Raw genomic sequence first — 24,717 nt, 5'->3', positions numbered from 1 at the left:
TCCCCAGCCGGAGCAGCCGACCGGCATGGTCGCGCCCGTCGGCCTGCCCCACGAGGAACAGCGCGAACCAGAGCTGATCACACACCGCGCGCACAACGGCACGGGCCGCGACGACCACGGCTACGACGATGACGGCTACGACTCCCGCGGCTGGTCCGATGAGGACGAAGCCCGCTTCCGGGAGGCCGGATTCGACGACGACGGCGAGGACGACGTCGACGCGAAGGGCAAGAAGGTACTGACGCCCGCCGAGCGCAAGAGGCGGCGATGGCGACGCATCCGCAGGTCCCTCTACGCCTTCGTCGGCATCTTCTTCGTCCTGCCCGCGATCGCGTTCGCCATCACGTATCTGCTGGTCGACGTGCCCTCTCCCGAGGAGGTCGCCGCGGATCAGGGCAAGGTCGTGACCTTCTTCTACGCCGACGGCAAGGAGATGGGCCGCGACATCCCCGCTGACGGCGGCAACCGCATCCACCTCAAGCCGCACCAGATCACGCCGACCGTCCGGCACGCCGTGTACGCGGCCGAGGACGCGACGTTCGAGACCAACTCGGGCTTCGACATCACCGGTATCGCGAGGGCGGCGTGGAACCAGCTCACCGGCGGCGTCGGCGGTGGGTCGACCATCAGTCAGCAGTACATCAAGATGGCGACCCAGAACGACGAATACTCCTACACGCGCAAATGGACCGAGCTCGTCAAGGCGTTCAAGATGAACAACGAGCAGTCCAAGGACCAGATCATCACGTCCTACCTGAACACCATCTACTTCGGACGTGGTGCGTACGGGATCGAGACCGCGGCGCAGGCCTTCTTCGGCAAGCACGCCGAGGAGCTCAACGCCTCCGAGTCGGCGCTGCTCGCCGGCCTGATCCAGCAGCCGGGGCGCTCCGAGAACCTGGAGGTCGCCCAGCAGCGCTGGAGCTACGTGATGGACCAGATGGTCGCCAACAAGTGGATCACGCAGGCCGAACGGGACTCGGCGAAGTTCCCGACCCCGATCCCGCTCGAGCAGTCCAAGCCCGACGCGATCACCGGCCCGGACGCCTACATCGAGCAGCGGATCAAGGCCGAGCTCGAGGCCAAGGGCTACCCGGAGGAGAAGGTCCAGGCCGGGGGCTACAAGGTCTACACCACGATCGACAAGCGGGCGCAGGAAGTCGCCAAGCAGACCGTGAACGAGGTGATGGAGGGCCAGCCGGAGGAGCTGCGGCAGGCGCTCGTGGCCGTCGACCCCAAGACCGGCGGGGTGCTCGCGTACTACGGCGGGCCGAACGAACCGGGCGTCGACGAGATGGACTGGGCCAACCAGCAGCGCAACCCAGGGTCGTCGTTCAAGCCGTTCGACCTGGTGGCGCTGTTGCAGAGCGGCAAGGGCCTCGGCGAGGTCTACGACGGCAGCTCGCCGAGGACGTTCGGCAACAGCGTCATCCGCAACTCTGAGAACGTGCAATGTCCGCAATGTACGGTCGCCGAGGCGATGGAACGGTCGATCAACACGGTGTTCTACGACATCGTGCTGAACGAGGTGGGCGTGCAGGCGGTCGTCGACGCCGCGCTCGCGGCCGGCATCCCCGAGGACGACGGCGGCAACCGGCCGACGATGGCCAACGCGGACGGCAACATCGCCATCGGCGGTGGTAGCACCGTGGTGACCCCCACCGACATGGCGGGCGCCTACGCCACGTTCGCGGCCAACGGCATCCAGCGCGACACCCACTTCGTCTCCAAGCTCACGACCGCGGACGGCGAGGTGCTCTTCGACGAGACCACGCCGGAGGCAACCCAGGGCGAGCCCGCGTTCTCCTCGGACCCCGAGGAGAGCAAGCAGATCGCGGGCAACGTGACGGAGTCGCTGGAGCCGGTGCTCTCCTACTCCGACCTGACCTGCGCGGGCGGCCGCGACTGCGCGGGCAAGACCGGTACCCACCAGTACGTGGACCCGGAGGGCAACAAGTCGGTCAATGAGAACGCCGAGGCGTGGATGGTCGGCTACACGCCGCAGATCTCCGCCTCGGTGTGGGTCGGCACGGGCTACAACAAGCCGATCCGCGATGCCGACGGCAGCCTCATCTACGGTTCGGGGCTTCCCGGCGAGCTGTGGAAGCAGTTCATGGACACCTACCTCGAGGGCATGCCGGAGGAAGAGTTCGAGGAGGTAGAGCCGATCGGCAAGGTCCCTACCGCGCCGGAGCCGGACGATTCGACGCCGACTCCGGAGTACACCCCGACCCCGACGCCGACGCCCACCCCCACGCCGACCCCGACTCCCACCCCCACGCCGACTCCGACCGAGGAGACAACTCCAACGGACGACACGGAGACGGAGACGGACGACCCGGGACCGGGCCTCCCGACGTGGCCGAACCCAGGGGACGACGACGGTCGGAATCCGAATAGCGGCTGACCGAAGGCGGCGGGCACCACGAGTGCCCGCCGCCTTCGTCATGCGCGGCACGTAACATGCGGCCCGTGCCCAGCGATAGTCAGGATTCGCCGTCGACACCGACGCCAGACTCGATGTCGCTGGACGCCGGGCAGCGCGTGTACCCGAGCCGGACCGAGCCGTTGGTCGCCACGGCCACCCGTCCGCTTGGCGGCCCGCTGGGCGAGCACGCCGCCGTGGGAAGGCACTGGTTCTGGTCGCCGCTGAGGGTCTGCCTGCTCCTCGCGGTGCTGGCGCTCACGCTGGGCTGGTTCGGCAAGGCCGCGTGCATCCAGCAGTTCGTCAACGACCAGGGCCAGGCCGAGCTCGACTGGCGATCGGGCAGGCCCTACGTCGCGATGTGCTACTCCGACGTCGTGCCGCTCTACACCGCGGAACGGCTGGACCGGGACGACACGTTCCCCTACGCCACGAGCTGGGTCGAGAACGAGGGCACTGACCGCGAGCAGGTGCGGTACATGGAGTACCCCGTGCTCACGGGGCTGTTCCAGTGGGTCAACGCAAAGCTCGCGCACGCCTGGGACGACGTCGCCGCGGCGGGCTGGCTGCCGGGGGCGCTCCCGGTGGCCGTGTACTTCAACATCACCGCGCTGTTCCTGGCGGCCGCCTGGCTGATCACCGTGTGGGCGGTGTCCCGAACGGCGCGCCGACGACCGTGGGACGCCGCGCTCGTCGCGGTGTCCCCACTCGTGATCGTCCACGCGTTCACCAACTTTGACACGATCGCGGCCGCGTTCGCCGCGACCGGTCTGCTCGCCTGGTCGAGACGAAAACCCGCGCTGGCCGGGCTGCTGCTCGGGATCGGCGCCGCGGCGAAGATGTACCCGCTGCTGTTGCTCGGCCCGTTGCTCGTGCTGTGCCTGCGCGCGGGCAAGCTGCGCGAGTGGACCACCACCGCGCTCGTCACGGCGGGCACGTGGCTGGTGGTGAACCTGCCGTTCATGCTGTTCCTGCGGCAGGGCTGGGAGGAGTTCTTCCGGCTCAACACCGAGCGCGGCATGGACCCGGACTCGATCTACAACGTCGTCTCCCACTTCACCGGCTGGGTGGGCTTCGACGGCCAGCTGGCCCACGGCCAGACACCGTCGTGGCTCAACACGGTGAGCGGTGCGCTGTTCCTGATCTGCTGCGCGGGGGTGGCCTACCTCGCGCTCACGGCACCGGTGCGGCCGCGGCTGGCCCAGCTGTGTTTCCTGGTGGTGGCGGCTTTCCTGCTCACCAACAAGGTGTGGAGCCCGCAGTACTCGCTGTGGCTCGTGCCGCTGGCCGTGCTGGCGATCCCGCGCTGGCGGCTGCTGCTCGGCTGGATGCTGATCGACGCGCTCGTGTGGGTGCCGAGGATGTTCTACTACCTGGGCACCGACAACAAGGGCCTGCCGGAGGACTGGTTCCTCGGCACGGTGGTGGTGCGCGACCTGGCGGTGATCCTGCTGGCCGTGCTGGTGATCAGGGAGATCTACCGGCCGTCGGAGGACCTCGTGCGCGCGGGCGGCGACGACGACCCGATGGGTGGCGTGCTCGACAGGGCGCCCGACGTCGTGGTGGTGAGGAAGCCGGTGCGGTCCCGGTAGGGCACCGCCTCGGCGGCCGAGAACGCCACGAAGAGCCCGGCCAGCAGCGCGGCCCTTCCCCATACGCCGATCATCACGGCCTGCGCGGCGAACCCGTCGTAGATCGCGCCGCCGCCGTCGCCGAGGGCGCCGTACCAGCGGAAAATGCCGATACCCATGGCGAGGTCGGCCAGCAGGTAGGCGAACACCCAGCCCCACCGCACGCGCACGAGCGCGAACATCGGCAGCAGCCACAGCGTGTACTGCGGCGAGTGGACCTTGTGCAGCAGCAGGAAACCGCAGAGCGCCGCCGCGCACACGGGCAGCAACGGGTAGGCGCCCTCGGCGACCCAGCGCCGCCAGCCGAGCAGGCAGGCGAGCGCCAGCGACGCGAGCACGAGCAGTGGCGACGCGATGTCGGCGAAGGACTGGAACGCCTCGTCGTCGGCGACCAGCGGCCGCACGCCCCAGAACCACACCGAGTTCGTGGTCGCGTCGACGGCGCGCTGCCCCTGGAACTCGAACGACGCCCACCAGCCGTCGAACCCGGCTATCGCGAACGGGAGGTTGGCGGCGATCGCCGTGCCCGCCGAGATCGCGGCGACGCGCACCGCGCCCCGCACGGCCCGCCCGCGCTCGGTGAACACATACAGCGCGAGCGGCACCACGAACAGCGCCGGGTACACCTTCACCGCGAACCCTGCTCCGAGCAGCACGGCGGCCCAGCCCGCGCGCCGCTCCAGCGACCCGCGCCCCTGGTACAGCACGAAGAACGCGGCGACCGAGCACGCCACTGCCAGCAGATCCCAGTTGTGGAACGCGTACAGCACCAGCGGTGGGCCGACCGCCCACACCAGCGCCCGCCAGCCGGCGAGCCTGCCCAGGAGCCACGCCGTCACCAGCCCGAACGGCGCGAGCAGCAGCGCGGAGTACAGCAGGAACTCGGCGTCGTTGTCCGCGAACGCCGCGCCCGCCCACACGACCAGTCCCGTCAGCACCGGGTACTCCAGCGCGCCGCCGACGAGCGTGCCGTCCTGGAGGTCGCCGTGCACATAGGGGAACGTGTGCTGGTCGACGTCCCGGCCGATCCAGAGGAAATGGATGTCGGAGTAGCAGACGTCGAAGTAGTTGCGCTCCGAGTAGTTGGGCGTGCTACGCCCTGAGTCGTCGAACTCCGGACCGGTGCAGCGGTACTTGTTGACCAGTCCCAGAGCCAGCGTGGCGCCGCACAGCAGCAGGATCACCACCAGCTGCGCGCGGCGCTCGGAGCGGGCGGCGCTAGGCAAGCCCGTGCAGGAACTCGATGTCGGCGGCCTGGCCTTCGGCGGGCGTCTCCACGATCACCGGGGCCCCTGCCGACTTGGCGACCTCGGCGAGCAGCGCGGGGTCGATCGTGCCGTCGCCGCCGACCACGTTGGCGTGCCGGTCGCGCTGGGAGCCGAACTCGTCGCGCGAGTTGTTGAGGTGCACCAGGTCGATGCGCCCGGTGATCGCCAGCACCCGCTCGACGGCGGTCTCCAGGTCCCAGCCCGCCGCGTAGGCATGGCACGTGTCGAGGCAGAAGCCTGCGCCGAACTCGCCGACCGCGTCCCACAGCCTTGCCAGCATGTCGAGGTCGCGAGCCATGGCGTTCTCGCCGCCCGCGGTGTTCTCGATCAGCAGCGGCACACCGAAGCCGCCCTGCTCGGCCTGCCGCTCGAAGAGCTTGCGCCAGTTGGCGATGCCCTCCTCGGGGTCCTCACCCCTGCGCACGTGCCCGCCGTGCACGACGAGCCCCTTCGCGCCGACCTCGGCGGCGCCGTCCGCATGCTGGGCCACCGTCTTGCGCGACGGGATCCGGATGCGGTTGTTCAGGGACGCCACGTTGAGCACGTACGGCGAGTGGATGTAGACGGTGACGCCGGCCGGGGCGAAGTCGTCTGCCTGCGGATGCCGCTGCGGCTTCTTCCAGCCCTGCGGATCCGAGAGGAAGAACTGCACGGCGTCCGCGTTCCGCTCGCGGGCCGCGGATAAAGGGTCGTCGTCACGGACGTGGGCGCCGATGAGCATTTCTCGAGGGTAACGATTCGCGGCGGCCTCCATCGAGTACCGTGATCGTGTCCTACGCATTTGACTGGGGTCACACACAGAGCGTGAAGGCGAGGAACTCATGGGGTCTGGGTTTCAGCGGCGCGTCGTCCGGCTCGGCGCGGTCGGTGTCACGCTGACCACCACCGCGCTGCTGCTCCTGCCCGGCACGGCTCTGGCCGAGGGCGAGGAGGGCTCAGTGGTGGTCGGGGAATGCGACGCCACGCTCAAGGGCGAGGACGGCCGGCCGCTCACGGTCGACCTCGGCGCCGCCGTGAACCAGCCGGGCCTGCTCGACATCGGCCTCGGCTCCGAGTCCGGCGCCCTGCTCTCGCTGCCCGTGAAGGAAGCGCTCGACGGCCTCGGCCTGAGCGGCGCGGACGTGGTGGTGAACCCGCTCGGGCAGGTCTGCGACACCACGCAGACCACCGTGAACGCCCTGAGCGCACCCGTGCGGGAAGTCGTGCCGAACCCCGCTCCCGAGCAACCAGAGGAGCCCTCGCCGGAGGACCCGGAGGATCCGGAACAGCCCGGCCCTGGCGAGCCGGATCCCGGTGAGCCCGCGCCAGGCGACCCCGGGCAGCCCGCGCCGGGCGAGCCGGGCGGCGGCGACGGCGGCGAGAACGGCCCCGGCGGCGCCACCGGCTCGGACGGCGGCAGCGGCACGTTCACGCCGTCCCCTGGCTACACCGTGCCGATCAACGCCTTCGCCCCGCTCGGCCCCATCGAGGTGCCCCCGGTGCCGTCGATCCCACCGCTCGCGCCGCCACTGGCCCCCGGCGCCCAGCCGGACGGCGGCAACGTGCCCGAGGTGAACACCACCAGGGACTCCGGCACCGCCCACGCGCTGCCCGCACCCGACTCGCCCGAGCGGCTCCCTCTGCTGCTCGCCGTGGTCGCCCTCGTGCTCGTGATCGCGGGACTCGCCCGCTCCTGGCTGCGCCGCAAGGCCGTCTGAGCCGCGTCACGTCCGCCCGACTGGTTCGTTGCTTATTAGAGCGAACCGGGAGGCAGGCATGCGTAGGAGCACCGGCAGGGTCGCCGCTATGGGGACCGCCGCTTTCGTGCTGGCAGGCACTGCGGCGCTGGCCGCGCCCGGAGTGGCGACGGCGGAGACCAAGACGGTGCCGTGCGGCAGCACGGTCACGGCGGCACCCGGCGACCACATCCGGGGCGTCACGCTGCTCGGGCTCACGCTCGACCTCGGAATCGTCACCGAGGGCATCAGCTCCCTGCTCAACGGCGTCTGCCGGGTCACCGTGAACGTCGTCGACACCGCGGTCGCCCCCGTGCCCGGCGTCGGCCAGCCCGCCGCGAGCGCCGTGAACGGGGCCGTCGAGGGCGTGACGGGCACCGCGAACGACGCGGTCGGCACGGTCACCGGAGCGCTGTCCAGCGCCGGCGGCACCGACCCGGCTCCGCAACACCCGCCGCAGCAGCCGGCGCCGCAGCAGCCCGGCACCCGGCCCGCGCCCGCGGGCAGCCCCGGCGCCGCACCCGAGCGACAGGGCGGTATCCCCGCGCCCAACAGCCCCGTCCTGGGCGGTTCGGCACTGCCGGGCGCGGCCTGGCTCGGCTACAGCACCGCGTGGGCGCCCATGCGCGACTACACAGGGCTGCCGATGGCGACGCCCGGGCTGTTCTCGATGTCACCCGGCGTCCGCTACGGAGGGCAGATCCCTGGTTACTCGCCGCAGTTCGGCATCCTCGGCGAGGACAGCGGCAACGCCGCGGGCGGCGACGACGGCGTCCGCAACGCGGGCCAGGCAGACGCACTGCCTGTGGGTTCCGGAGGTATCGCCGACGCTCCCGCGCTGCCAATGCTGCTCGCCGTGCTGACGCTCTCGGGGGTCACCGCGGCGCTCGTGCGAACCTGGGTGCTGAGAAGGGCAACCACGTAGCGCGTTCTCGCGTATCTTCTCCGGTGACCTCTCGTTACCTATTTGACACGGTGCCAACTTCGGAGGGACAGCTCCTGTGCGGACCATGCCGACCGCTCTGTCACGGATGACTCGGAAGGTGCTCACCACCGCTGCCATCGCCGCCGCGATCACCGGTGGTTCGGTGCTGACCGCGGGCACCGCCGCGGCGGCCATCCCGTCGGCGGAATCGTGCACCGCCGCGGTGACCGGCCCGATCGGCGAAGTGGTGACCGTCAACGGGGCCGCGGTGAAGGATCTGGTCAAGCGCGGCGCGCAAGAGGCCAAGTCGATCATCGTCGTGCACGACCTCACGATCTGGCCCGATCACCTCGCCCGTGAGATCGCCAAGGAGACGCTCACCGTCGGCTCCGTGCCCGAGGCGCAGGGCGGCAACGTCAGCGGCGCGGTGATCGGCACGGCCGTCCGCAACGCGTTGAAGGACGAGGCGGGCCTGGGGGCGCTGAACTCGACGAAGCAGAAGACCCTCGACACGATCGCCAACAAGGTCGCCGGCAACTGCGGGCTCTCGGTCTTCGCCTCCAACTACGTCGCCCCGACCACGAACCCGCCCGCCTCCCAGCCGGGCGCGGCACCCACGACCGCACCAGGCACGCCCGCAGGCAGCCCGGCGGCGGCCCCCGGCGTGCCGATGGGCAGCGGTGGTGCCGCCGTGCCGCCTCGCGACTACAGCGGCCTGCCGGTCGCGAGCGCGCCGAACGCGCCGAGCGCGGGCATCGCCGTGCCGCCCGGCCTGCGCTACCCGCCGTCGAGCGGGGTGCCCGGCTCGGCCGAGTTCGGCATCCTCGGCGCCGACACCGGCAACGGCGCCGACACCGGACAGGCCGACGTGCGCAACGCGGGCAACGCCGACGCGCTCGCCGCCCCCGCCTCCGCGAGCCAGGTGCAGCTGCCGATGCTGCTCGCGGTGGTCGCGCTGGCCGGCGTCACAGCCGCGCTGGTCAGGACCTGGGTGCTGCGCAGGGCCACCTGACCACCCCGTAGACTGACCGACTGGCAACCCTCCTGTCACGGATCGTCCGTGACCGCGAAGCCCATAGGAGGTGAGTGGTTGTGTCACGCCATTACGAGGTAATGGTCATCCTCGATCCCTCGCTCGACGAGCGTACGGTCGCGCCCACGCTGGACAACTTCCTCAACGTGATCCGCAACTCCGGCGGCAGCGTGGAGAAGGTCGACGTGTGGGGCCGCCGCAGGCTCTCCTACGAGATCAAGAAGCACGCCGAGGGCATCTACGCGATCCTCGACCTGCGTTCCGAGCCGGACGCGGTCAAGGAGCTGGACCGTCAGCTGTCGCTGCAGGAGACCGTGCTGCGCACCAAGGTCGTGCGTCGCGAACTGCCGCGGGGCACGAAGGCCGCCCAGAAGATCGCCGCGAAGGCCTGATGCGCTGATGGCCGGAGACACCGTCATCACAGTGGTCGGCAACCTCACCGCCGACCCGGAGCTCCGCTTCACGCCGTCCGGTGCGGCCGTCGCGAACTTCACGGTCGCGTCCACGCCGCGCACCTTCGACCGCCAGACCGGCGAGTGGAAGGACGGCGAGGCCCTGTTCCTGCGCTGCAACATCTGGCGGCAGGCGGCCGAGAACGTCGCCGAAACGCTGACCAGGGGCGCCAGGGTGATCGTCCAGGGCAGGCTCAAGCAGCGTTCGTTCGAGACCAAAGAGGGCGAGAAGCGGACCGTCGTCGAGCTCGAGGTCGACGAGATCGGCCCCTCGCTGCGCTACGCGACCGCCAAGGTCAACAAGGTCAGCCGCGGCAGTGGCGGCGGCGGCGGTGGCGGCTTCGGCGGTGGCGGCTCGGGCGCACCCGCCGACGACCCGTGGGGTTCCGCGCCACCGGCAGGTGGCGGCGGCTTCTCCGACGAACCGCCCTTCTAGACATAACCACGAGAACAGTTCCCCAGGAGTAGACAGTGGCGAAGCCACCCGTTCGTAAGCCGAAGAAGAAGGTCTGCGTGTTCTGCAAGGCCGAGAAGCAGGGCCACCCGGAGCACATCGACTACAAGGACACCAACCTGCTGCGGAAGTACATCTCCGACCGCGGCAAGATCCGGGCCCGCCGGGTGACCGGCAACTGCAGCCAGCACCAGCGTGACATCGCCATCGCGGTCAAGAACTCCCGCGAGATGGCGCTGCTGCCCTACACGTCCACCGCTCGCTGAGAAGGGAGTCAGACATGGCGAAGATCATCCTGACGACCGACGTGGCGAACCTGGGCGGCCCCGGCGACATCGTCGAGGTCAAGGACGGCTACGCGCGCAACTACCTGCTGCCCCGCGGGTACGCCATCACGGCGACCAAGGGCGCGGAGAAGAACGTCCAGACCATCCGCAGGGCGCAGGAGAGCCGTCGCATCCGCGACCTCGACCACGCCAAGGAGGTCAAGGCGACACTGGAGGGCCTCGGCGCGGTCCAGCTCTCCGCCAAGGCCGCCGAGGGCTCGAAGAAGCTCTTCGGCTCGGTCACCACGGCCGACATCGTCGGTGCGATCAAGGCGGCGGGCGGCCCGCTGCTCGACAAGCGCACCATCGAGCTCGGCGAGCACATCAAGACTCTCGGCAAGCACTCGGTCAGCGCCCGGCTCCACCCGGACGTGACCGCCGACGTGCGCATCGAGGTCACGGCCAAGTAGCACGCCTGCTTCACTGATGGCGGGATCCCTTCTGGGGGTCCCGCCATCGGCGTTTCCGGGGGAACTCGTTCGCACTCGCGCACGTCTGAGTGAGCGGACGGGCGGGGTGCGCTTGACGAGCACTCGGCGCCCTGAGGAAACTTAATCTTCACTGAGGGTGAAGGGGGATCGGCGGGCGATGCTGGACGCGGTTGGTGGGGTCGGTCGCGCCGTGGGAGGCGCTGCCAGCAAGGTCGTGACCATGGCCGCTCCGAAGGTGGCGGGCGCTCCGGCGCCTGCGGCCGGAGGCGGCTACAAGTTCAAGGCGGACGAGCTCGAGAGCGTCATCCAGCGCTGGGAGGACCTGCGCGACGCGCTGAAGACCGACGAGCGTGACGCCGAGCGCATGGCCCACGTGCAGGGCCCCGGCCGCGAGTTCGCGAGCGGTGACTTCGCCAACCTCGCCAACCCCTCCGGCAGGGCGTTCCTCGAGGCCAACCAGCGCATGCAGAAGTACGTCACGCAGTACATCGATGCGCTGCGCAAGGCCAAGGAGAGCATCAGCACGCAGGAGGAGCAGGCGCAGTCCGATGTGGCCAGAGCGGGTGAGCAGTCCGCATGAGCATGCGTCAGCGAGCGGGTCTGGCACTCGCCGTGCTCGCGGCGGCCACCACGCTCGGTGCGTGCGGCGGAGGTGAGGAACCGGAGCAGAGCCCCACTCCGTCGCCCTCGGCTCCCTCCGGTCCGGCTCAGGCGGCGCCTCCGGTCAGCGAGCCGCTCGACGCCACGTCGCTGGTGTCGGACCCGTGTGCGGCGCTCTCTCCCGCGGACCTGGCCGAACTCGGATTCGCAGAGGGCCGTCAGGAAGCAGCCGCCGGTGCCGAGAACGCCACGGCGTGTGTGTGGGAGTACGCGGCGGAGAGCGGCAACCGCGTCGATCTGTCCGTGGTGACCGAGAACGAGAACGGCCTCTCCGCGATCTACGAGCAGCGCTCCCGCAACGACTACTTCGAGGAAACCGAGATCGCCGGTTACCCGGCCGTCCACACCGCGACGATCGACAACCGCACCGACGGCGGTTGCGGGCTCTGGGTCGGCGTCGACGAGAAGACCACGCTCTTCGTGCTCACCAACTTCGACTACGGGCCCGAGGTCAGCGACCCGTGCCCGGTCGCCGATCGAGTGGCGGAAGCCACCATCGCCACACTGAGGGGTTGATCCGACATGGTGCTCTTCCTTGTTCCGATAGTCGCGGGCGCCGCGACGTATGGCGCCGCGACGCAGAACGAAGCCGGCAGCTACTCGGGCGGCGACGGCAGCCGCACGATCGACGCGTACCAGATCTGGGAGCAGGTCACGACCGGCCCCGGCGCGGGCTCGATCAACGAGGGTCAGATCTCGGCCAACACACTGCAGCGCGTCTACCAGGACCGGGTCACGCAGATCGACGAGCTGAACCGGGTCATGGACCAGGCGTGGCAGGGCGAGGGCGCCGACGCGGCACGCTCCGGTGCGCATCCGCTCAAGGAGTGGATGCAGGACTCTGGCGACAAGCTCCAGGAGAGCGACCGGGCGCTCGGTGAGCAGAGCGCCGCGTTCGAGACCGTGTACTCGCGGGTGCAGCCGATCCCCAAAGAACCACCGGAAAGCGGCTTCCTCAACGACATCACGCCGTGGGAGACCGACACCGACCGCGCGATCAACGACTACAACACCAAGGCGCAGGCCAACGTCGACGCGTTCAACGAGTACTTCAAGGCCAGCTCCGCCAACGGCGAGAGGCTGCCGACGTACTCGGCGCTCGACGGTGAGGTCGGCGACGTCAACGTAGACGAGAACGGTGGCGGCGACGACAAGAGGAAGCCGGGAGACGGAACGGACAAGCCGGGTGGCTCCGGGGACGGCGACGGCACCGGTGGCGGTGGCAGCGGCGGAGGCGGCGACTACTCCGGCGGCGGCATCCCGGGCGGCATCGGCGGTCCCGGTGGTGGCGGTTCCTACGGGGGCGGCGGCAGCGGTGGCGGCGGTAGCTACGGCTCCGGTGGCGGCGGCACCGGCATTCCCGGCATAGGTGGCCCCGGCGGCTACGGTTCGGGTTCGGGTGGACCCGGCTCGGGCTCGGGTGGCTACGGCTCCGGCGGCTACAACGTCCCGGAGTGGGACGACACCACCAGCTCCTCGGGATACTCCTCGCCGAAGGTGCCCTCCGCGGACTTCTCCACCAGCGGCTACACGCCGAGCGGCTTCGGCCCCGGCGGTGGCGGCGGTTCGGGTTCCGGCTCGTACAGCGGCGGCGGTGTCGGCGGGATCGGCGGTTTCGGCCCCGGCGCTGCGGCGGGTGGCGCCGGCGCGCCCGGTTCCGGCTCGACGACGGGCTCGGCGCCCGGTGCGGGCTCCGGCGCGGGCCGCATGGGCGGCGCGGCGATGGGTGCCGCGGCGGCAGCGGGCGCGGCGAGCCGTGGAGGCATGGGCGGCATGCCGATGGGCGCGATGGGCGGCGCGGGCCGCGGCGGCCAGGGCTCCGACGACGAGGAGCACCAGTCGAAGTTCCTCGTCGAGGAGGACGGCAACTCGCTGTTCGGCACCGACGAGCTCACCGCACCGCCGGTGATCGGCGAATAGGTCGCTGGGGTTGAACAAGAGAAGAGGGACACGACGGTGCTGGACCAGCAGGTGACCTTGACGACGGGCACGCTGCTCAACCTCATCCGCCGACGGGGGGCCGAGCCGCACACGGTGCTCGCAAGCACGCCGGTGTGGGAGGACGAAGGCGCTCGGCGGGCGGCCGACGAGCGGGCGAACCTGGAGTTGCAGGGGTACGGGCTGTACGGGCGGGGTGGTCTGCACAGCGGGCTGCAGGCCACCATCGAGGCGGTCGCTCGGCCGTCGCTCGAGTACTACGGCTGGATCAACGGCGGCCATGACGGCCAGCCGCTGAACTACACCCTGCTCGCCGGGTCCGCGGGTGGGGAGGCGTTCGTGCTCGCCCGCAACACCGACCACGAGGGCGTTGTGCTGGCCTCCATCCGGCCCGAGGAACTGCTGGACAATTTCGTCGCGCAGATCCCCCGGCTGGCGCCTGGTCGCGGCCAGGCGCTGCGCGTGCCCAAGAGCCAGGTGACCGGGGGCAGGCGCCGTTCGGACTCCTACGGTGACGGTTTCTCCGTCATGCAGAGCGCGGCGCCGAGCGCCGCGGGTGCCGAGGCCGACGAGTTGCGCCGGGTGCTGGGCCTGCCGAGGCTCGGCGGGGGCAGCCTGTACGTCGCGGCGCGGAGCCGCAGCGGACGGCGCGAGCGCGTCGAGCGGCCGCTGAACTACATCGACACGAGCGAGGGCCGCTGGCTGACCGAGGAGGTGCCCGGTTCCGGCGAGCCGTTGATCGCGTTCACGCCGGGCAGCCCGCAGGCCATCGTGGAGCGGCTCCGTCACCTCGGCGGCAGGCTGCCGGTCGGCTGAGTGATCCCCACGTGCCCACCCGTTCAGCCGAACGGGTGGGCACGTCGCGCTGCGTAGCTCCATCCACAGGGCTTGTGCGGACCTGGTGACAAGCACCATGTGCGACACGCCGAGTGAGGAGTTCGACGCGACACGCCGTCCCGGGCAAAACTTGTTTCTCCACACCTTGCACACAGGGATTGACCAGGGGTTTTCATGAAGTACCCACCGCTCATCCCCAGGTTGTACACAGGCTTTCGCGAGCTTGTGACTCGTTGGGCGGCTCCGTCAACAGGTTGTCCACAGGAGCGTCCCCAGGCCGGATTGCACTCGTCCTTCCGAGCGATCTAGCGTTCTCCGGCGACCACGGGAACGCGCTGCGCGATGAATCCGCGAACCGGTCGCCGGATCCGATACACTCGAACAGATGTTCGAGTCCGACCCACACCGAGGAGGTGCCTGCACCGGTGGCGATCACCGACGACCGCAGCCCCGCTTTCGCCTCGTCCGGAAATGGCGGCGGGTTCGATCGTCAGCCGCCACAGGACGTCGCGGCGGAGCAGTCGGTACTCGGCGGCATGCTGCTGTCGAAGGACGCGATCGCCGATGTCGTCGAGGTGCTGCGCCCCGGTGACTTCTACCGGCCCGCGCACCAGGCCGTCTACGACTGCGTCCTCGACCTCTACGGCCGGGGCGAGCCCGCCGACCCGATCACGGTGTCGGCGGAGCTGGAGCGGCGCGGCGAGCTGAGCCGCGTCGGCGGCGCCCCGTACCTGCACACGCTGATCGCGACGGTGCCCACCGCGGCCAACGCCGGGTACTACGCGCAGATCGTGGCCGAGAAGGCGATCCTGCGTCGCCTGGTCGAGGCGGGCACACGGATCGTGCAGTACGGCTACGGCGCGGACGGCACCGACGGTGGCGACGTCAACGAGGTGGTCGACCGCGCGCAGGCCGCGATCTACGAGGTCACCGAGCGGCGGACCAGCGAGGACTACATCGCACTGGAGGAGCTGCTCCAGCCGACCATGGACGAGATCGACGCGATCGCGTCCCGCGGCGGCACCGCGCAGGGCATCCCCACCGGATTCGCCGACTTCGACGAGGTGACCAACGGTCTGCACCCCGGCCAGATGATCATCGTGGCCGCGCGGCCCGGTGTCGGTAAGTCGACATTGGGCCTGGACTTCGCGCGGTCGTGCTCCATCCGGCACGGCATGACCAGCGTGATCTTCTCGCTGGAGATGAGCCGCACCGAGATCGTGATGCGCATGCTCTCCGCCGAGGCGCGGATCCGGCTCGCCGACATGCGTGGTGGCCGCATGTCCGACGACGACTGGACGCGGCTCGCCAGGCGGATGAGCGAGATCAGCGAGGCGCCGCTCTTCGTCGACGACTCGCCGAACCTGACGATGATGGAGATCCGCGCGAAGGCCAGGCGGCTCAAGCAGCGCAACGACCTCAAGCTGATCGTCGTCGACTACCTCCAGCTGATGACCTCGGGCAAGCGCGTCGAGTCCCGGCAGCAGGAGGTGTCGGAGTTCTCCCGTGCGCTCAAGCTGCTGGCCAAGGAGCTCGAGGTACCGGTGATCGCGATCAGCCAGCTGAACCGTGGCCCGGAGCAGCGAACCGACAAGCGCCCGATGCTCGCCGACCTGCGTGAGTCCGGCTCGCTGGAGCAGGACGCCGACATGGTGGTGCTCATCCACCGTCCGGACGCGTGGGAGCGCGACGACCCGAGGGCGGGCGAGGCCGACCTGATCCTTGCCAAGCACCGTGCCGGTCCGACCAGCACGATCAGCGTCGCCCACCAGCTGCACTACAGCCGCTTCGCCGACCTGGCGCAGGAGTAGCCCTCACGGGATCGCGAGGCCGGCGCCGCGCAGCGCCTCCTCCACCCGCAGCCGTTCCACGTCCCGCTCGATGCCCTCGGGCACCGCGTCCAGGCGCTGTGGCACGTCGACCGCACGGCACGCCTGCACCAGCAGCGCGTCGTAGGCCTGGTACGTCGCGCGTCTGCGCAGCATGGGTGCGTCGGGAGCCAGCCCCACGAGTGCGCGGTGCACGCGGCGCAGGTCGGCGGCCAGTCGCTCGACGGGCACGGCACTGGTCGCAGGCGGGCGCCTGCGGTTCCACTTCTCGATGAGCCGGGGGATGCGCAGCACCGCCCAGAACGTCGCGGACGGAAACAGCACGACGCCGAGATAGATCAGGATGTTCCCGACCATGTCTCATGGTAGGCACCGGCCCGGATCGGGAAGCGCACCTTTTCAGTCGGCCGACTGTCCGTGCCCGCACCTGCTCGCGAGCGGCGACTGGACGAGACCCCTTCGCATCCGGCGGGAGTAGCGTAGACTGATAGTTGAACATTCAACGTTGGAGTTCGCGATGCCAGTTCACACCGACCGGATGCCGGTGCTCTACCTCAGCCACGGCGCACCCCCGCTCGCCGACGACGCGACGTGGACCAGGCAGCTCGCCGACTGGTCGGCAGACCTGCCGAAGCCCAGGTCGATCCTCATCGTCTCCGCGCACTGGGAAGAGGCACCGCTCACGATCGGCGCCACCACCACCGTGCCGCTCGTCTACGACTTCTGGGGCTTCCCCGAGCACTACTACCGCGTCCAGTACCGGGCACCAGGCGCACCCGAGCTGGCAACGCGAGTGCGCAAGCTCCTGCACAGCACCGAAACGCCCGTGCATCACGCGCCGGACCGCGGCCTCGACCACGGCGCCTACGTGCCGCTCGTGGAGATGTTCCCCGGCGCCGACGTGCCCGTGCTCCAGGTGTCGATGCCCTCGCTCGACCCGGTCCAGCTCTACGACCTCGGCCGCAAGCTGGCTCCACTGCGCGACGAGGGCGTGCTGATCATCGGCAGCGGGTTCTTCACCCACAACCTCCGGGCCATGCAGACGGTCGACGGGGTCAACGGGGCGCCACCGGCGTGGTCTGCCGAGTTCGACCACTGGGGCGCGCAGACGCTGGCCTCCGGCGCCGTCGACGCCGTGCTCGACTTCCAGCACAAGGCACCGGCCGCGCAGCTCGCCCACCCCCGCACCGAGCACTTCGCACCGCTGTTCGTCTCGCTCGGGGCAGGCGAGGAGGGGAGCGCGGCGCGCACCGTGATCGACGGCTACTGGTACGGGCTCGCCAAGCGGTCCGTCCAACTCGGCTGAGGCAACGACAAAAGGCCGGGCCAGGGAGACCTCGTCGTCTCCCTGGCCCGGCCTGATTTCAGCTAACCGCTCGTCAGCGGAGCGCGGCGCCGCCCAGCACGCCCGAGATGGTGCCCTGGACGGAGTCCAGCGACGCCAGGTCGGCCTGCGGGGTCAGCGAGCCCGCGTCCAGCGAGGGCAGGGCGGGCAGACCGGGCAGACCGGCCAGCTCGTTGACCTTCGGCAGCGCGGGCGCGCCCGGCAGCGCGGTCACGTCGGGCATGCCCTGGACCTCCGGCAGCAGACCGATGTCGGCACGCTCAGCGCGCGACAGCGGCGTCTCCATCGGCAGCTGGTTCAGCTGCGGCAGGTCGGTCGGCAGATCCGTCGGGAGGTCCGTCGGCAGCTCCGAGACGCTGGGCAGCGACCTCGGCAGCGTCGGCAGCCCCGTGGCGGGCAGCTCGTCGCCGGTGATCGGCAGGTTGATCTGCGGCTCCTCACCGGCCACCGAGATGTCCGTGGCGTTCTCGGTCGTCGACGTGGCCACCGCGACCAGCGCCAGCGGGATGTCGTAGACCTGCGCGAGCACGCCGATCGGCAGCTGGCCGTCGAAGCCCGAGAGGGCGTCCATCGTGCCTGCCGTCGTGGTCTCGCCACCCACCGTGCCGGTGGTGTCGTTGTCGGCGACGGCGTGCGCCACGCCACCGACCGAGCCCGCCACGCCGAACACCTGCGCGACCGCGGCCACCGGGACGTCGAAGATGTCGCCCGACAGCGCGCCACCGACACCGGAGGTCTCGATGTCGCCGCCCGAGGTCACCTCGGTCGTGTTCGCACCCTCGCCGGTCGCGACGGCGGTCAGGCTCGCGGCGGAGCCGAAGACCTGCGCGATCGGCAGCGCCTGAGCGCTCACCACGTCACCGGCGATGGAGCCACCGTCGCCGTTGGTGGTGGTGTCGCCACCGGCCTCCGACACGACGTCGTTGGTCGACTCGCCCGAGGCCACGCCGACCCAGCTCGCACCGAGGCCGAACACGGTCGCCGCGGCGCCGGCCGGAACCTGCACCACGTTGCCCGCGATGGAGCCGCCCTCACCCGTGGTGGTGGCGTCGCCGCCCGCCTTCGAGTCGAGGAGGTTGTCGCTCTCGCCACCGGCGTTGCCGATCCAGCTGCCGCCGATGCCGTGCACCTGGACGGGCAGCGACACCGGGACGAAGCCGATGTTGCCCGCGCCGGTGCCCTTCTTGCCGTTGGCCTTCACGTTGCCGCCGGCCTCGGAGATCGTGTCGGCCGAAGCCTCGCCGAAGCCGTTGCCGATCCAGGTGCCGCCGATGCCGAACACCTGCGCCGGGAGCGACACCGGGGTGGAGATGAGGTTCGCCGCGGCGAATCCGTAGTCGTCCTCCGTGTTGCCGCCGCCACCGGCCTTGACGACCTTGGTCTCCTCGGCGGTGCCGACGCCCTGGCCGATCCAGCTGCCGCCGACGCCGAAGACCTCGGCGGGCACGGCGAGCGGGACCTGAACGATGTTGCCGGAGCCGGCCGAGTCGTTGCCGCGGGTGCCGTTGTAGCCACCGGCGTCGACCGTCTTGTCCTCGGTCGCGTGGCCCGAGGCGTTGCCGATCCAGCTGCCGCCGATGCCGAAGGCCTCGACGGTGGAGGCGATCTGGCCAGCGGCGGTGTTGCCCGAGAGGAACGAGCCGTCACCGTTGGTCAGGTTCTCGTCACCGGCGAAGGCGCTCGTGGTGTTCTCGTGGCCCTTGGCGTGCGCGTTGCCGATCCAGGTGCCGCCGATGCCGAAGGCCTCGACGGGCAGCGCCACCGGCAGGTCGGCGATGTTGCCGGAACCGGCGGCGTTGCGGCCGCTCGTGTACGACGGCCCACCGGCCTGCATCTCCGCCTCGGAGCTGGTGTCCTCGGTGGTGGAGTTGCCGATCCATGCGGCTGCGGTGCCGGTGACCGACGCGAGCAGCGCGCCCTGCGGCTGCACGATGTTGCCGGCGAGGAACGAGTCGTCGCCGTCGGTGGAGATGTAGGCGGGCTTGCCGCCGCGGTCGCCGGGGATGTCACCCGCGGTGGCCTCGACCTCGGAGGAACCGGTGGCGTCGGCGTCGCCGCCCCACGACACGGCGTCGTTGGCGACGCGGACGGGCAGCGCGATCGGCGCGCCGACCACGTTGCCGGTGCCCGCGCCCTTGGCGCCGTGGGTCTCGATGTAGCCACCCGACTCAGCTTCGCTCTCGGCGTCGAAGTCGCTCTCGGCGTGCGCGAGGAACCAGCCGAGCGCGTTGCCCGACAGCTGCACCGGGGTCGCGAACTGCGGCGCGACGACGTTGCCGGCGAGACCGCCGTTGGTGCCGTCGGTCTCGATGTCGCCGGTGGTCTCCGCGCTCTGCGACGCGCTGCCCGACGTCTTGCCGCTGCCACCGAGGCCACCGGCGTTACCGGAGATCTGGACCGGCAGGGCCCAGTCGAGGTTCACGACGTTGCCGGCGAGGCCGCCGCCCGCGCCGTTCGTGCTCACGTCGGTGTTGTGGGCGTAGGACTGCTCGGCGTCGGAGTGGACCTCCGCGTTGCCGAGGACGCCGACCGCGTTGCCGGTGATCTGGATCGGCAGGGCCAGGTTTCCGACGATCTTGTTGCCCATGAAGGGGTCGTCGGTCTGCTCGACGGCCGGGAGGGCGCGCTCCTCGGCACGCTGCGGAGCCATCGGAGCCTTCGCGGCGGCCTTGCCGAGCGTCGAGCCGGCCTCGGACACCTTGCTCACGGCCTTGTTCACCGGAGCGGTGGCGGGCGCGGCGACCTTCGCGGCGGGAGCCGCGGCCTTGCTGACGGGAGCAGCTGCCTTGTTCACCACGTCGGTGACCGGCTTGGTGCTGACCTCACCCTCGTGGCCCGGCAGGTTGACCTGCCCGAGCGGCGTGCCGACGGCGTTGTCCTTGATCTGATACGGAACGCTGAGGGTCAGGTCGAGCGGCCCTGCGGGGGCGTCGGGGTCGACCCTCTCGTTGGCAGAAGCGATGCCGGTGCCCAGCATCAGCAAACCACCGGTGACCAGCGCGGTCTGGATTCCGCGCTTCGCCCAGGTCTGCATAGTGAGGTGTTCTCCTTTTCCTTGGTTCCCTTACGGGGCTTGTGCTGCGCTCCGTCGTGGCGCGATTCGGATGGACCGACGGATGCGGGTACGCGGAAGAGACCGCGTGCCGCGGTGGAAAAGCGGGGAACACGAAGCTGACGCGCGAGCGGGCGCGGGAAACGGCCGCGGAGGGTGGCGTCAGCTACCCCGCGGCGAGAATCAGTCTGGCGTCACACCGGGCTGCGAGCCCGGCTGCGTCGGCAGGTGCACGACGCCGGCCCGGACGGAACCGGGCACGTTGTGGTCGAACGCGGCCACGCCGCCGGCGGGAATGCCGAGCAGCGGACCGTCGAAGTGAAGAGCGTGGGTGTGGCCCACGGGCGCAGGCGCCGCCGGGCTCACGGGAAGGGGCAGCGGTGCGGCCGGAGCGCGCTCGCGGTCCTGCTCGCCGGTGTCCGCAGGGTCGTCCGCGGGCGCCGAGCGGACGGGCGCCTTGCTCTCAGTGCGGTCCTTGCCCGCGACGTGCTCGTCGCCTTCGGCGATCGCGTCGCCCTCGACGTGCGTGGAGGGGCCTTCGACCGCGCGGCCGGGCTCGGCGGAGGAGCCGGTTTCGCCGTGCCCGTCGAGGCCAGGCAGCTCGGTGAGTCCAGGCAGCTCGACGAGCTCGCCGTCGCGGGGCTGAAGCGCGTTCCACACGTTCCTGCCGAGGTCCTGCCGCTCCTCTGGAACGGTGAGCATGCGGCCGACGCCCTCGAGCGTCTCGCCGACCGGCTCGGCGACGGCGCGCTGCCAGAGGTGCCGCACGGAGTGCTTGACCTCGGCGGCGATCCGGCCGTCGCCGAGCCTGGCCGGCTGCGGCGTGTCGTCCTGCGGCTCGGCGGCGGGCTTTGGCCCGGCGAGCGCGGCGCCGACGCCCTTGGCCGCACCGGCGACAGCGGGAGCATCGAGCTGGGGAACGTCCTCGGCGGCAGAAGCCGACGCGGTGGAGACGGCCCACGCGGCCGCGACGCCTCCCGCGACGAGCAGGGCACGCGACAGCCACCTGCGGACGCGACCCTCGCGTCCCGTGGTGGCGGCTGCCGTCGTGGCCACAGCTCTCCTGTCGGAAGGTGTTCTGAAGTGGGTGACACAGCGTGCTCGACCGAGCACTTGTTGGCTGCGTGCCATCGACATTGGCAAATGCCGGGGGCCGGATGCACGTCCAACACGACTTGATGGCCCAATCGTGTGAAGAACACTGTGTGTGTCCACACCTCACCACCGGTGATCAAGGCTGACCAACGTCGTTAACTCTCCGTTCGCGGCAAATGAGCCTCCAGTGTGGACAGTTGGCGGCCCGGATGCACCGATCACCGAACATCGGTGGCCGGGACCGATACGGTGGCCTGGTGAATGAGAAAACACCGAAGATTCCGGTGATTTCGGAAGATCCGGACGTCACCGGGTCGGTGCCGAAGGGCCTCCGGGTGTGCGCGGCACTCGCCTGGCGCTTCCTGGTCGTCATAGCCGCGCTGTACGTCGTCGTGGAGATCGTCGGCTACCTGTCGGTGGTCGTGATCCCGGTGTCGATCGCGCTGTTGCTCGCCGCGCTCCTCGCGCCCGCCGTGCGCAGGCTGGTGGCCGTGCGGGTGCCGCGCAGTCTCGCCACGGCACTCGTGCTCGTCGGCGGGCTCGGGCTCGTCGGCGGCCTGCTGACGTTCGTGATCATCCAGTTCACCGACGGTCTGCCCGCGCTGCAGCGACAGCTCACCGAGAGCCTGAACCAGATCGAGGACTGGCTCATCAACGGGCCGCTGCACCTGCGCGAGACGCAGATCGAGGACGCGATCAACAGCGCCATCGGCATGATCCAGGAGAACCAGGCCGCGCTGACGTCCAGTGCTCTCACGACGGCCAGCACGGTCGGCGAGTTCCTCACCGGCTTCCTGCTCACGCTCTTCGTGCTGATCTTCTTCCTGGTCGGCGGCGACCAGATCTGGGGCTTCCTCATGCGCGGCGTGCCCGCACACGTGCGCGACCGGGCCGACACCGCCGGGCGACGCGGCTTCGCGTCGCTCGTGAGCTATGTGCGTGCGACGGCCGCCGTCGCCGTGGTGGACGCGGTCGGTATCGGCATCGGGTTGTGGATCGTCGGCGTTCCGCTGGTGATCCCGCTGTCGACGCTGGTGTTCCTCGGCGCGTTCATCCCGATCATCGGCGCCGTCGTGACCGGCGCGGTCGCCGTACTGGTGGCCCTCGTGACCAACGGCTTCGTCACCGCACTCGTGGTGCTGGCCATCGTGATCGGCGTGATGCAGCTGGAGAGCCACGTCCTGCAGCCGCTGCTGCTCGGTCGCGCCGTGAAGCTGCACCCGCTCGCCGTGATCCTGGCGATCACCGTCGGCCTCGTCGCCGCGGGGATCCCGGGTGCGCTGTTGTCGGTGCCGCTGCTGGCCGTGCTCAACTCCGGCATCAAGTCGCTGCTGCACGAAAGCTCGCCCGATCCGGAGAGCGTGGACGTGCTCGCCGACAAGGAGGCGAAGGTCAACGCCGACGACGAGACCGAGGCCGAGGTAGCGGAACGGGAGCAGGAAAAGCAGTGAGCACGTCGCCCGCGCTGCGCGACCCCGCCACGCCACTGTGGTGGGGGACGATCGTGCTGCGCTGGGTGACGCTCGCCTTCGCCCTCGGCGCGCTGCTCGTCCACCACTCCGGCTACGACCGGCCCGGTCTCGCGTGGGCGGGGTTCGGGGTGATGGCGGCGTGGTCGCTGGTGACCACGCTGACCTTTGCGCGCGAGTCGCTGCGGCTGCGCTCGCTCGTGGTCGCCGACGTCGTGGTGACGTGCGGGGTGATGCTGACCTCGCAGCTGGTGCTCTCCGACCAGCAGTTCGCCGAGACGGCTCCCCTCGTCACCACGGTGTGGGCATCCGTGGCGCCGCTGACGGCGGGCGCCCGGTTCGGCGCCGTCGGCGGGGTGCTCGCCGGCCTCGTCATGGCCGTGTGCACCGGGCTCGCGCGGCTGGAGGTCGACCTCGACGTCGCCCGCGACGGGGTGCTGCTGACGGCGAGCGGCCTGTTGATCGGCATCACCGCCACCACGGCACGCCGCTCACAGGCCACGCTCGCGCAGGCCATGCGCACCGAGGCGGCGACGGCCGAACGGGAACGGCTCGCGCGCTCCATTCACGACAGCGTGCTGCAGGTGCTCGCGAGGGTGCGGCGCAGAGGAGCCGAGCTCGGCGGCGAGGCGGCCGAGCTGGCGAGGCTCGCCGGGGAGCAGGAGATCGCGTTGCGCGCGCTGGTCACCACGGAACCGTCCGGGCCGGCGGACGGCGACGCCGATCTGCGCGCCGCACTTCAGCTGCTGGCCACGCCGAGGGTGCAGGTGTCCGGGCCCGCGGGCGAGGTGCGCCTGCCCGCCACGATCGTCACCGAGCTCGTGGCCGTCACCAAGGAGGCATTGTCCAATGTGGAACGGCACGCGGGACCGTCGGCGAAGGCATGGGTGCTGTTGGAGGACCTCGGCGAGGACATCGTGCTGACGATCAGGGACGACGGCCCCGGCATCCCGCCGGGCAGGCTCGAGGAGGCCGAGGCCGAGGGGCACCTCGGTGTCGCGACATCCATCAGAGGCAGAGTGAACGACCTGGGAGGCACGAGCACGCTGGAGACCGCGCCAGGGGCTGGAACCGAGTGGGAGATTCGCCTGCCACGGCCGAGACAGCGGAGAAGGGGGAGCCGATGACGGTCTCGGTGATGATCGTCGACGACCATCCGATCTGGCGGGACGGCGTGGCCCGCGATCTGGCAGAGCACGGTTTCGACGTGCGGGCCACCGCCGCGGACGCCGACGCGGCGGTGCGGATCGCCCGAACGGTGCGGCCCGACGTGGTCCTCATGGACCTGAACCTCGGTGACACGTCCGGCGTGGTCGCCACGCGCTCGATCACGGGAGACCTGCCACAGACGCGGGTGCTCGTGCTCTCGGCGAGCGGTGAGCACAGTGACGTGCTGGAAGCGGTGAAGGCGGGTGCGTCGGGCTATCTGGTGAAGTCGGCCTCGGTGAGGGAGCTCGTGGAGGCCGTGCACCGCACCGCGGACGGCGACCCGGTGTTCACGGCCGGGCTCGCGGGCATGGTGCTGGGCGAGTACCGGCGCATGGCCGACGCGCCCGCGGCCGGTGAGCCGCCGCCCCGGCTCACCGAGCGGGAGACCGACGTGCTGCGCCTCGTGGCCAAGGGGCTCACCGCGAAACAGATCGCCGACCGGCTCGTGATCTCCCACCGGACCGTGGAGAACCACGTGCAGTCGACGCTGCGCAAGCTCCAGCTGCACAACCGTGTCGAGCTCGCACGCTACGCGATCGAGCACGGTCTGGACCGCGAGGAGGACTAGCGCGTCAGGGTTCGCTCCGGGGTTTTCCCCGATCCGCCGGGCGGTCCGGGGCCAT

Annotated in this window: 23 protein-coding genes; 18 read left to right on the top strand and 5 right to left on the bottom strand. The window is 70.5% G+C overall.

Going from position 1 to position 24,717, the window contains the following annotated elements; genetic code table 11:
- Positions 1 to 25: 25 nt before the first annotated feature.
- Both DI005_RS01855 and DI005_RS01850 read left to right on the top strand, forming a co-directional pair.
- Positions 26 to 2,407 carry a transglycosylase domain-containing protein gene (locus DI005_RS01855; RefSeq protein WP_147263816.1) on the top strand — a complete coding sequence of 794 codons (2,382 nt, stop codon included), beginning with the start codon at positions 26 to 28 and terminating at the stop codon, positions 2,405 to 2,407.
- A gap of 56 nt (positions 2,408 to 2,463) precedes the next feature.
- Positions 2,464 to 4,017: a glycosyltransferase family 87 protein gene (locus DI005_RS01850; protein ID WP_199542445.1), complete on the top strand. Its 1,554-nt coding sequence runs from the start codon at positions 2,464 to 2,466 to the stop codon at positions 4,015 to 4,017.
- Here DI005_RS01850 and DI005_RS01845 read toward each other — a convergent pair.
- Together DI005_RS01845 and DI005_RS01840 are read right to left on the bottom strand one after the other, a co-directional pair.
- Entirely contained in the window at positions 3,903 to 5,282 is a 1,380-nt protein-coding gene (locus DI005_RS01845) for a glycosyltransferase family 87 protein (RefSeq protein WP_147263815.1), read from the bottom strand. The two genes, DI005_RS01850 and DI005_RS01845, sit on opposite strands and share 115 nt — an antisense overlap.
- A complete protein-coding gene (locus DI005_RS01840; RefSeq protein WP_113641073.1) occupies positions 5,275 to 6,045 on the bottom strand; it encodes a deoxyribonuclease IV in 771 nt (256 codons plus the stop codon). Before DI005_RS01840 ends, DI005_RS01845 begins: the two co-directional genes overlap by 8 nt.
- Positions 6,046 to 6,145: 100 nt before the next feature.
- On the opposite strand from DI005_RS01840, the gene DI005_RS01835 reads away from it, so the two are divergent.
- The 12 genes from DI005_RS01835 to dnaB all read left to right on the top strand — a co-directional run bounded on the left by DI005_RS01835 (position 6,146) and on the right by dnaB (position 15,906).
- Positions 6,146 to 7,021 carry a hypothetical protein gene (locus tag DI005_RS01835; RefSeq protein WP_113641072.1) on the top strand — a complete coding sequence of 292 codons (876 nt, stop codon included), beginning with the start codon at positions 6,146 to 6,148 and terminating at the stop codon, positions 7,019 to 7,021.
- Between the two features lie 58 nt (positions 7,022 to 7,079).
- Positions 7,080 to 7,964 (top strand): hypothetical protein, encoded by an 885-nt coding sequence (locus DI005_RS01830; protein WP_233519951.1) that lies wholly within the window; start codon positions 7,080 to 7,082, stop codon positions 7,962 to 7,964.
- Positions 7,965 to 8,070: 106 nt separating this feature from the next.
- On the top strand, positions 8,071 to 8,976 hold the full coding sequence (locus tag DI005_RS01825) for a hypothetical protein (RefSeq protein ID WP_233519950.1): 906 nt from the start codon (positions 8,071 to 8,073) through the stop codon (positions 8,974 to 8,976).
- Positions 8,977 to 9,056: 80 nt separating this feature from the next.
- Positions 9,057 to 9,389: a 30S ribosomal protein S6 gene (rpsF, locus tag DI005_RS01820; protein ID WP_112265796.1), complete on the top strand. Its 333-nt coding sequence runs from the start codon at positions 9,057 to 9,059 to the stop codon at positions 9,387 to 9,389.
- A gap of 7 nt (positions 9,390 to 9,396) precedes the next feature.
- Positions 9,397 to 9,885, top strand: a complete 489-nt coding sequence (locus DI005_RS01815) for a single-stranded DNA-binding protein (protein ID WP_113641070.1) — start codon at positions 9,397 to 9,399, stop codon at positions 9,883 to 9,885.
- A gap of 35 nt (positions 9,886 to 9,920) precedes the next feature.
- On the top strand, positions 9,921 to 10,169 hold the full coding sequence (gene rpsR, locus DI005_RS01810; protein ID WP_110334232.1) for a 30S ribosomal protein S18: 249 nt from the start codon (positions 9,921 to 9,923) through the stop codon (positions 10,167 to 10,169).
- Positions 10,170 to 10,183: 14 nt separating this feature from the next.
- On the top strand, positions 10,184 to 10,639 hold the full coding sequence (gene rplI / locus DI005_RS01805) for a 50S ribosomal protein L9 (RefSeq protein ID WP_112265800.1): 456 nt from the start codon (positions 10,184 to 10,186) through the stop codon (positions 10,637 to 10,639).
- Between the two features lie 241 nt (positions 10,640 to 10,880).
- A complete protein-coding gene (locus tag DI005_RS01800) occupies positions 10,881 to 11,240 on the top strand; it encodes a hypothetical protein (protein ID WP_170200490.1) in 360 nt (119 codons plus the stop codon).
- A complete protein-coding gene (locus DI005_RS01795; protein ID WP_112265804.1) occupies positions 11,237 to 11,836 on the top strand; it encodes a DUF3558 domain-containing protein in 600 nt (199 codons plus the stop codon). Before DI005_RS01800 ends, DI005_RS01795 begins: the two co-directional genes overlap by 4 nt.
- Before the next feature lie 6 nt (positions 11,837 to 11,842).
- Complete coding sequence (locus DI005_RS01790; protein ID WP_113641069.1) at positions 11,843 to 13,240, top strand: PPE domain-containing protein; 1,398 nt, start codon at positions 11,843 to 11,845, stop codon at positions 13,238 to 13,240.
- A 36-nt stretch (positions 13,241 to 13,276) separates the two neighbouring features.
- Positions 13,277 to 14,074, top strand: coding sequence for an ESX secretion-associated protein EspG (locus tag DI005_RS01785; protein WP_113641068.1), 798 nt, complete (start codon positions 13,277 to 13,279; stop codon positions 14,072 to 14,074).
- Positions 14,075 to 14,520: 446 nt separating this feature from the next.
- On the top strand, positions 14,521 to 15,906 hold the full coding sequence (gene dnaB / locus DI005_RS01780; RefSeq protein WP_112265809.1) for a replicative DNA helicase: 1,386 nt from the start codon (positions 14,521 to 14,523) through the stop codon (positions 15,904 to 15,906).
- Positions 15,907 to 15,909: 3 nt separating this feature from the next.
- Here dnaB and DI005_RS01775 read toward each other — a convergent pair whose 3' ends face one another.
- Positions 15,910 to 16,281 (bottom strand): hypothetical protein, encoded by a 372-nt coding sequence (locus DI005_RS01775; RefSeq protein ID WP_112265811.1) that lies wholly within the window; start codon positions 16,279 to 16,281, stop codon positions 15,910 to 15,912.
- A 160-nt stretch (positions 16,282 to 16,441) separates the two neighbouring features.
- Between DI005_RS01775 and DI005_RS01770 the strand changes: the two genes are divergently transcribed.
- Positions 16,442 to 17,230 (top strand): dioxygenase, encoded by a 789-nt coding sequence (locus DI005_RS01770; protein WP_113641104.1) that lies wholly within the window; start codon positions 16,442 to 16,444, stop codon positions 17,228 to 17,230.
- 73 nt (positions 17,231 to 17,303) lie between these two features.
- Here DI005_RS01770 and DI005_RS01765 read toward each other — a convergent pair whose 3' ends face one another.
- On the bottom strand, positions 17,304 to 20,303 hold the full coding sequence (locus DI005_RS01765) for a hypothetical protein (protein WP_199542443.1): 3,000 nt from the start codon (positions 20,301 to 20,303) through the stop codon (positions 17,304 to 17,306).
- 201 nt (positions 20,304 to 20,504) lie between these two features.
- Positions 20,505 to 21,377, bottom strand: coding sequence for a hypothetical protein (locus DI005_RS01760; RefSeq protein WP_113641067.1), 873 nt, complete (start codon positions 21,375 to 21,377; stop codon positions 20,505 to 20,507).
- Positions 21,378 to 21,700: 323 nt separating this feature from the next.
- Here DI005_RS01760 and DI005_RS01755 point away from each other — a divergent pair, with 323 nt between their 5' ends.
- Genes DI005_RS01755 through DI005_RS01745 form a run of 3 tightly spaced genes read left to right on the top strand, consistent with a single transcriptional unit; the run spans position 21,701 to position 24,662 of the window.
- Positions 21,701 to 22,867, top strand: coding sequence for an AI-2E family transporter (locus DI005_RS01755; RefSeq protein WP_112266723.1), 1,167 nt, complete (start codon positions 21,701 to 21,703; stop codon positions 22,865 to 22,867).
- Positions 22,864 to 24,012 carry a MacS family sensor histidine kinase gene (gene macS, locus DI005_RS01750; protein ID WP_113641066.1) on the top strand — a complete coding sequence of 383 codons (1,149 nt, stop codon included), beginning with the start codon at positions 22,864 to 22,866 and terminating at the stop codon, positions 24,010 to 24,012. Before DI005_RS01755 ends, macS begins: the two co-directional genes overlap by 4 nt.
- On the top strand, positions 24,009 to 24,662 hold the full coding sequence (locus DI005_RS01745) for a response regulator transcription factor (protein ID WP_112265817.1): 654 nt from the start codon (positions 24,009 to 24,011) through the stop codon (positions 24,660 to 24,662). The genes macS and DI005_RS01745 overlap by 4 nt, the downstream gene beginning before the upstream one ends.
- The last annotated feature ends 55 nt before the right edge of the window (positions 24,663 to 24,717 follow it).

Source organism: Prauserella sp. PE36 (assembly GCF_003311655.1).
Lineage (GTDB): Bacteria > Actinomycetota > Actinomycetes > Mycobacteriales > Pseudonocardiaceae > Prauserella_A > Prauserella_A endophytica.
Note: the sequence above shows the minus strand (reverse complement) of the source record. Positions and strands in the feature narration are given on the sequence as shown.